General features: G+C 66.1%; 6 protein-coding genes. 4 read left to right on the top strand and 2 right to left on the bottom strand.

All coding sequences use genetic code 11. From position 1 onward, the window contains the following. Positions 1-238: 238 nt before the first annotated feature. Positions 239-1,387, bottom strand: a complete 1,149-nt coding sequence (locus EV192_RS53220) for an aldo/keto reductase (protein ID WP_243727654.1) — start codon at positions 1,385-1,387, stop codon at positions 239-241. Further along, positions 1,384-2,238, bottom strand: a complete 855-nt coding sequence (locus EV192_RS53215) for a helix-turn-helix domain-containing protein (protein WP_132126485.1) — start codon at positions 2,236-2,238, stop codon at positions 1,384-1,386. The genes EV192_RS53220 and EV192_RS53215 overlap by 4 nt, the downstream gene beginning before the upstream one ends. A gap of 195 nt (positions 2,239-2,433) precedes the next feature. Between EV192_RS53215 and EV192_RS53210 the strand changes: the two genes are divergently transcribed. From EV192_RS53210 to EV192_RS53195, 4 genes are all read left to right on the top strand, one after another. Beyond that, the gene (locus tag EV192_RS53210; RefSeq protein ID WP_243727653.1) at positions 2,434-4,620 is read left to right on the top strand and encodes a B12-binding domain-containing radical SAM protein; all 2,187 of its coding nucleotides are present in this window, start codon (positions 2,434-2,436) and stop codon (positions 4,618-4,620) included. Between the two features lie 128 nt (positions 4,621-4,748). Next, a complete protein-coding gene (locus EV192_RS53205; protein WP_132126484.1) occupies positions 4,749-6,761 on the top strand; it encodes an aminotransferase class I/II-fold pyridoxal phosphate-dependent enzyme in 2,013 nt (670 codons plus the stop codon). Then, the gene (locus EV192_RS53200; protein ID WP_132126483.1) at positions 6,758-8,110 is read left to right on the top strand and encodes a formyltransferase family protein; all 1,353 of its coding nucleotides are present in this window, start codon (positions 6,758-6,760) and stop codon (positions 8,108-8,110) included. Before EV192_RS53205 ends, EV192_RS53200 begins: the two co-directional genes overlap by 4 nt. After that, positions 8,107-8,805 carry a hypothetical protein gene (locus EV192_RS53195; protein ID WP_132126482.1) on the top strand — a complete coding sequence of 233 codons (699 nt, stop codon included), beginning with the start codon at positions 8,107-8,109 and terminating at the stop codon, positions 8,803-8,805. Before EV192_RS53200 ends, EV192_RS53195 begins: the two co-directional genes overlap by 4 nt. Positions 8,806-8,812: the final 7 nt, after the last annotated feature.

Below are 8,812 nucleotides of genomic sequence, written 5' to 3'. Positions count from 1 at the left end.
GCGCACACGGACAGGTTCGGCCACCGCGCCTCCAGCGGTCGGATCGGACGTCACCGCACATCCAACCGCCACGACCACCAACCCGGCGAACCTAAGCGGTCAGAGCACTAGTTGGGCGTCACCCGAGGCGCTGCGGGCCGAGATGGTTGTAGAAGGTCCACGTATCGTGTTTGGCTTGTCTGGCGGCAGGCAAGACATCGCTATCGAATCGCCCACTGGTTGGGTCGTTCCTGTTTGTTCAGTTCTGGGTGCTGGGAAGGTGGCGTTCATCGCAAGGCTGGCTCGGTAGGATTGTTTCTCCGGTGGCGTCGAGCTGCTTCTGGACTTCGGTCATGATCTTCCTTGCTGCAGCAATCTTTTCGAGGACTGGGCGTGGGTTAAGTGACCGCAGATTCATGGCAACCTGATCTGGGCTGGTGAATCCGGCGAGGGCAATCGCGTTAGGTGAACGGTCGAGGCATGCCCACAAGGCGACGCTGATCAAGTCCTCGGTGCGTGTACCAACAATCGCTCGCAGGTGGTTTAGTCCTGTATCGATGATCTCGATTGCGTCGGGTTGGAACCAGCGTTTACGAAGCCGGTGGTCGCCAAGGCCAAACGTGGGCTGGGTGTCTGGGCGGTACGCCCCAGTGAGCAGTCCCTGTCCGAGTGGTTTGCTGATAAGGATGCCGACGTTCTGCTGGTCGGCGAATGAGAATATTCCGTCGGACTGAGCTGATGGCGTTAGCAGGTTGTCTCTGATTGCGAGAACATCAGGCTCGATCTTGTCGAACAATGCTTTGAACCGTGCGACCTTGTCGCCGCGGTGGTCGGGAGGTGTGGTGAGGCGGTCAAGTGCGAATCGGTGTGGTCCGCGCATTCCGATGGCTCTGATGAGGCCCTGGTCGCGGAAAGTGCGCATAGCCTCGATTGCGGGCTGCAGCCAACGGTCATCCGTGCCGAAGTTGGGATGGTGGAAGGCGTAGATGTCGAGGTGATCGGTTTTGAGGTTGTCCAAGGACTGTTCGAGTTGCCGGCGCATGTGGCGAGGTTCGAAGCCGTGTTCCGCTGTTCCGGCGCAGTATCCGACCTTGGAGGCGAGCACGATCTCTTTACGGGGAACCTGAGCGACGAGGCGCCCGAGCAGTCGCTCTGATTTGCCGTGGCCATAGACATCTGCGGTGTCGTAGAGGCGGGCGCCGCATTCCCATGCTTTTTCCAGTCCGGTGAGCGATTCGTCCTCGTTGGCTCCTGTGGACCACCCCATCGGCATGCCGAGGTTGTCGTCCGGGCCGCCGATGGCCCAGCAGCCGATTCCGATGGCCGGCGCTGTGATGCCGGTGGCTCCGAGTTGACGGGTCGGGATCGTTGGCCGGCTGGCGTCGTCGGCGGCATGGCGGGAGGTCACGTGAGCCTGCTCTGGTCGAGGATGACGGCGAGTTCGTCCTGGATGAACTCGTAGAGTTCGCCAGGGCGTGCGCAGACGAAGACCGGTACAGCTGCGCCGCGGGTGCGGGAGTGACTGTAGAGGCCCGCGACGGCGACGTCATCGAACCGGTAGAAGCTGAAGACACGATCACCCGGTCGGTAGTACACCTCGATTTGGGCGCCGTTGGGTCGGCGGAGGGTCTCGTAAGCGCGGCGGGTAGCTGTGATGCGAGAGCGTAGTTCGTCGTGAGTTGCGCTGAAGCGGTCGGCTAAGACGGTAACGGTGAGCTCGTCGTCGGGGTCGGCCAAGAAGACGCGGATTCGACGATCGGGCCTGGCGGCTACCAGAGTCAGTTCTCGCGCGTGCATGTTGCGCCACGTTTGGCCGTAGGCCACCACGATGTCGAGTTCGGTCACCTCGGCGAAGAGTTGTTTCCACTCCATCTCGCCGAGGTAGGTTGAGCCGATCCGGAGTAGGCCCGCATCCGCGAAATCGCGGGTCAGATCCTGCTGGAGTTGAGTCAGCGGGCGAGCTGGTGTGGTCGGGTGATCTGCCAGGCGGGTCCAGGCGATCTCCCAACGTCGATCACTGTCGGGGATGCCGCAGGCGCGGACCAGGGCCAGAACGAGGGACTTACGGGGGAGACGGCGGCCCGCGAGAGCGTCCTGGACGGTGCTACGAGGGAGCGGGATCTTGTTCCGCTCGCCCCACTGCTGCAGAGTCCGATAGGACGGGTTGCCGGCGCGGAGACGCACTGCACGCAGGCATTCGGCGAACTCGGCGACAGTGTTTGCGTCGAGCGGATCTATGTCGTTCGTCGGCGATGTCATGGATCTCGGTGGCTGACCGGAAGGTGTCCCATACTGTCCGAAACCTTACCCGTGCCGGCGCGGGCGGTCTCGTATTGGTGCAGGTTACGGACTTGCGGATAGTGGGACAGTCCGGGTGCGTCCGGTGTGCTTGTCGGCTGCAGTCCCTTCCAGGTGTGCTTGGCGTCCACGGCACTTCCTGGTGGGGAGCACAGCATGCGCACGCTGCACGACACCAGCACCTTGACGACCTCGGGCTGGCAGACGGCTTCGCCGTTTTACAGCCGGCTCGTTGAGGCAATTCGCGCCACCACGGCGGCCGGCATCGTCGCCGACCACACGATGGCCGCGTTGCCGGAGATCCCTGAGACGGATCTGCCCAAGCTGGGCAGGCTCGTGGCGGATGCTGTGCCGGGCAAGTTCAGCCTCACAGGAGCTCTGGATCGTCGGCTCCTGTTCGCCGAACGCACTGCCGCGTTGGGCGGCTGGGTAGTCGCCGACCTGTCCGGCCAGCCACACAGCACGCGCGAATGGCCGAAGTGGGCGTCTGACCAGGTGGAGCTCGCCGAGCCGGATCGCTGGTTGTCGGTCGCCGCACTAACGCGAGATGCCGTGGACCGGTTAGCACGCCCAATGGTCCTGTTGACGGCGCTGTACCACCCGGAATGGTTCCCCTTGCCGCGCTTCCCGCTGGCGATCTCTGACCTCGCGCGGGCGGCGCGGCTGACATTGATGGGTCAGGTGCAGTTGATCGACATGCAACTGGGCGCCTCCCTGGACGACATCGTCCGACGCGTTGACGACGAGCAACCGGACATCGTCGGAATCTCGGCGACCTTCGGCCAGCACGACCTGATGAGCGACCTGCTCGACAGCTTGGACCAGATGCCTATTCCGCCGCTGGTGCTCGCGGGCGGCAGCCTGACCGTGCGCAACGAGGCAATGCTGTTGGAGCAGTATCCGCGGCTGCTCGTCTCCCGTGGGGCTGGCGAACCGACCATCGCCGACGCGATGGGGTACGTCCACGGCGATCGCGAGCTGGCGAACATCCGCGGTATTGGATACCGCGGTGCGCCTCGGCGCGGGGCCGTCGATCACGGCCGTCAGGCACGACGTACCGCCGTGGCGCCGAACCGTGTTCAGCGGGACTTCCTGCCAGAGCTCGACCTTCTCGACGCGACTTTTGCACGCAACGGCGTGGCGCAGTTGGAAATCTCCCGCGGCTGCACCAGCCACTGCTCGTTCTGCCCGCGCGGGCACAAGGGCTCGTGGTCCGGCGGCAACACCGACCAGCTGCCCTGGATGCTCGACGAGATCGGAAAGGTCGCCGATCGGCACCCGACGATCTCGCGCACCCTGTACGTGGTCGACGAGGAGTTCATCGGCCGCGGCGAAGACGCCGCCGACCGGGCGCTCGGCGTCGCGAGCACGATCAGCAATGCCGGGTTCGCGTGGGAGTCGTCCTGCCGGATCGACCAGGTTGTCCGCCCGGATCGCGATCGCACCTGGCACGTGGAGCGCGCCTCGATGTGGCGCAGCCTGCTCGGCGCTGGGCTGCGCAGGATGCTGTTCGGGGTCGAGTCGGGCGTGACCTCGATCCTGCAACGGTTCGCCAAGGACAGCACGGCCGAACAGAACGCTCTGGCGATCCGCGCCTTGTCAGCACTCGGCGTGCCGACGCGGTTCACCTACATCACGTTCGACCACCTCATGACCGCCGACGAACTCGCGGCGAGCCACGCCTTCCAGGCCCGCACAGATCTGCTGCTGCGTCGGCTACCGGAACTGTCCGTTGAACAGATCGTGGACGGCATCACCGACACGGACTTCGTGGCCGAGCACGCGACTGGACGACCGTTCTACACCGAGATCTCCTACATGTTGGTCTCCATGGAGTGCCTGATCGGTGCCCCCTACACCCGCGCGGTGCAAGCCCAGGGCCTCGCCGGGCTGCCAGACCCGACGATGGGTCGGGTCGAGGCACAGTTCGCGGATTGGCGGATCGGTTGCTGTTCTCGCCGTGCGCAGATGTGGGTCGATCACCACTTCGCGCTCGACTACACCCTCAAGAGCCTGGAGAAGATCCTCGACGGCGTTCCCCGCCGTCGGCTGCGCAACGCGCGTGTCGTGCTCAAGGACGGTGCGTTTCGGGTGCTCACTGGAATGGTCGACCTCATCAGAACCTACGGTCCGGACATACCTGATCCCGGTCTGGACGCCGCCGTAGTCGCCCTGCTGGACGCCGCGGTAACCGAACTCGCGCCGGCACTGTCACTCGCGATCGAGCAAGTGCTGCCGACCCTGCCGTCGACGAGCTGGCAGCTACTCGATCGCGAATTCACCCGATGGTGTGACGCCGAAGGGTGGCGCCTGATCAACGCGAACGACCCATGCGGCACCTGACCTCCACCGTCGCTCCGGCCACCACGCGTGATGCTGAGGCCGGTGTGTTGCCCCGCCCATCCACCGTCACCACAATCGGTAGTCGTGCCCTCCCTGGGGCACGGTCACCGCTGGGAGGAGCCGCACGCGTGCCTGGCCGATTCATCGCGTTGGAGGGAACTGACGGAGTCGGCAAGACCTCCCTGGCGCGCCAGCTCGCCGACATCAGCTACGACACGGCTGCCGCTCGGCTCGGGCAACCGACTGCACACGGCACGGCGGAGGTGGCAGCGGGTGTGTTGGTGTTCGTCTCGCGTCGGCAGATCTCCACGACCTCGACCTACGCGGCCACCTTGATGGAGCACCTGTCCACCATGCTCTGGCACAGCGGCGACGCCCCAGACCTCTCCGACGCGTTCTGGGTGTCGTTGCAGGCGGCGTGGTTCACCGCGCACACCGAGACCGTCGTGGGGCCGCTGCTGGACGCCGGGTTCGATATCATCGTCGATGGCTGGCTGTACAAGTTCTTCGCCAAGCTGCTCCTGCAAGGATTCACCGAGCCCGATCTCGCCGTGATCTTCGACCGCGTGCGGATGCCGGACGCGGTGCTGCTGCTACGGGCCGACGCTGGCGCGGTGTACGACCGCCGCCAGGACTTCCGGCCCGCCGAACTGGGGATGCACGCCAGCTACGGCGCCCTCGACGAGCTGGGCCGCGACACCTTTGTCGACTACCAAACCAAGACCGCCGCCAACTTGCAGACGTTCGCCGAACGGCACGGCTGGCATACCGCGGAGCTCGACCCCGACGAGCCCATCCCCGCCACCGCTCGGCGGCTCGCACCGATCGTGGCCGAGCTTCGGACACCGCCCGAACCTGCGCCGATGGCGGGCCGCGACGAGGAATGGAGAGGTGCCACGATGACCACGACCAGCCTGCTCGCTGCGCATGGCGGAACGAGGGTCCTCGATCTTCCGCAGCCGCACTATCAGTGGCCCGCCGTCACGCGCGAGCTGGAAGACGCGGTCCACTTGCAACTGCACCGATCCCTTTCGGACCGGGATGCCTCCGGTGTGATTGGGGAGTTCGAGGCGGCCTTCGCTCGGTTCGTCGGAGCGCCTCACGCCGTGTCGTTCGCCTCCGGCACGTCGGCTATCCACGCCATGAGCCGGATCGCCGGACTACGACCCGGTGACGCGATCCTCGCGCCGGCCTACACCTTCTTCGCCACGGCCACTCCCTTCGCCTATGACGGCATCGAGGTCCGCTTCGCTGACGCCGACCGCTACGGCAACGTCACCGCCGCGACCCTGGCGGAGAAACTCACGCCTGCGGTCCGGGCGGTCATCGTCACGCACATGTGGGGCAACCCGTGTCCGATGGACGAGATCGTCGAGTTCTGTCGCGCCCACGACCTGGTGCTACTGGAGGACTGCTCCCACGCGCACTTCGCATCGTGGCGAGGACAGCGGATCGGCACGTTCGGGGACATGGCGGTGTTTTCCACCAATCAGAAGGCGATCACCACCGGCGAAGGTGGTGTCCTCGTCACCGCGGGCGACCTCTACCGGGAACTGGCGTTGCTGTTCGGGCACTACAACAAGCGCTGCCAGAAGGAGATCGACCCCAGTGCCGAGTACTACCCGTACGCCTTCACCGGCATGGGCCTCAAACACCGCATCACCACCCTGGGTGCTGCGATCGGGGTCCACCAACTCACCAACGCGGCCGACATCGAACGCCGCCGCCGCGCGACCCTCGCCCGGTACGCCGATGGATTGGCCGACAACCCCGTGATCGCCCCCGCGGTCGTGCCCGAGGCAGAGGGGCAGCATGGCCTCTACGTGCTCGGGCTGCGATTCACCCCGGAGAACGCCTCGGTCTCCCGTGACGAGTTCGTTGCCCTGTGCCAGGCCGAAGGCGCCACGGAGGTGGATGCCCCCGGCTCGACTCGCGACATCAGCGCCGAGCCCCTGTTCGCTCGTCGTGACCCGTTCGCGCCGTGGGTGCCCAGCACGCCGCCGAGCACCGACATGCCCGGAGTGACCACCTTCGCCGACACCTTCATCAAGATCCCGCTGTGGGGCTACGAGGGCGACGAGCCGTTCGTGGCCGGCTACCTCGATACCCTCGCCAAGGTGTCCGTCGCGGTCGCCCGATGACAGCCGCACCAGCCTCCGAGGAGGCCCGCACACGCGGACCTGTGGCGGCGCGCCACCCCGTGCGAGTGGACATCGACGGCGACTTCGCGCTCGACGACCTGCTTGCCCTCCCGGAGGCCGGCCTAGCGCGCCGGCTCCACGCCGTCCCGGCAACCCTGGCTGCGTTATGGCGACGTCACGCAGCCGACGCCGAGCCGACCGCCGGTACTCGGTGTGGCCCGGTCAGTACGCAAGCCACGCCGACGGAGGCCGACGCCGTCCTCCTCCACCGGATCGAAGCCAGCAGCCTGTTTCGACCGCCGGTCCGCGAGCAGGTAGCGGACCTGAGCCCTGAGGCCGGCTCGGCCTGGCTGGCGCTGGCCGCGCGCTGGGTTGATATGTCCCGATCCAGTGGCGACCTGCGTTTCCTCAACACGGCGTGCAAACTCACCGGTGCTGTCTGGCTGCACCACAACCGTGCCGACGGGCCGTGGCAAGAGCCGGATCTGACCGGTCAGTTGGCCGCCGTCGGACGCCTGCTCGGTGAGGCCACCGACCGGCTTCGGCGCCGCTTGGCCGCCCGCATCGTCCTTGCCGAGCCGACCGGACAACCCAGCGACGAGGCACTCTGCCCAGGTCGGCTCATGGGTACGAGCCGGGCTCGGATCGCTGTGCTGGCAAGCTCTGGTTCTGGCAGCGCCGGACGTCTGGTGACCGCCGCGACCGCTGCGGGGCTGCCTATCCAGGCCGTGTGTTGGTATACGCCCTTGCACACCGGGCGGACGGAGTTGTCGAACTACTCCAGCGCCTGGTACCCGCCCGGCCCACCTGCCCCTTCAACGTGGCCGAGCGTGCCGAGCAGTGTGCCCACCACCACGGCCGAATCGTGGGACGACGTGACAGCAGCGATCCGAGCCGCCGACGCTGACGTTGTTCTCCTGGTCGGCATGCCCGTGGTTCCGGACCGCGTCCTCGATGCTGCCAGGCTGGGTGTCCTCAATGCCCACAACGGCGCCCTGCCCACACATCGCGGCATGGACGCAGTCGGCTGGGCACTACTCAACAACCAGCCCATCGTGTGCAGCCTGCACCTGGCCCGACCCTCGGTCGACACCGGCGAAGTGATCGCGGTTCATCCGGTACCGATCAGTCCCACACGTACGTTGGCGGCCCGAGTGAAAACCACCCAGCTCCGGCTCCTTCTCGCCGGTGCCGCACACGTCGCAACCACGGGCACCCTGCCCGACCTCACTGCGCAACCCGCCATCGGCACCCAGTTCTACCGACTGCATCCCCACCTCAAGAGGCTGCTCGACGCCTCGCCCTACGCCCACGACGAGCACCCCGAGCGGATGGTGACTCAGCCATGACCAGCCCGCCGCACCCGAGCTTCACCTCGCTTGGCCAGATCGACTGGGACGACACCACCTCGATCCTCCGCGGCTGCGCACCGCTGTTCGAGGCGCTGACCCACGAGCCCGCACTGTTGGCCAGGCTCGTCGCGCATGTCGCCGACGACCCACATCTGGCCGAGATGTGCGAGGGCTACGACTTCATGCACAAGCTCGTCCTCCATGACGCTGTCGACCTCAATGTGCGGCTACGCCTGCACGTGTACCAGGCAGGGTTCTTCGACCGGCCGCACAACCACCGGTGGAGTTTCGCCAGCCACATCCTGCGTGGCGGCTACGTCCATCGGATCTTCGGCTGTGACGACCAGTTCGGCGAAGACACCGATCCAGACAGTCTGCTCCCGATCCACGAGCGCCTTGAACAACCCGGTTCGACCTATGCCCTGCACCACACCAGCGTGCACACCGTCCAAGCCGAGGCCGACACCATCTCGATGCTCGTCCGCGGCCCGTCGGCCAAACAGCGATTCTTGATCCTCGACGCCGCCACCGACAGCTTCTTCTGGGTCTACGGCGCAGCCCAGGAATCACCCGAACAACGCGCCAGCAAACGCTTGACCCCCGACCAACTCGCGAACACCATCACCCGCATCCAACACCTCATCGCGGACCTCGACCCGGCGAGCCGATCCGCATCCCTCGACGGAAAGTAGAGACGAC

It is taken from the genome of Actinocrispum wychmicini, assembly GCF_004345645.1.
GTDB classification, from domain to species: Bacteria; Actinomycetota; Actinomycetes; order Mycobacteriales; family Pseudonocardiaceae; genus Kibdelosporangium; species Kibdelosporangium wychmicini.
This window is presented reverse-complemented; position numbering and strand designations above follow the sequence as displayed.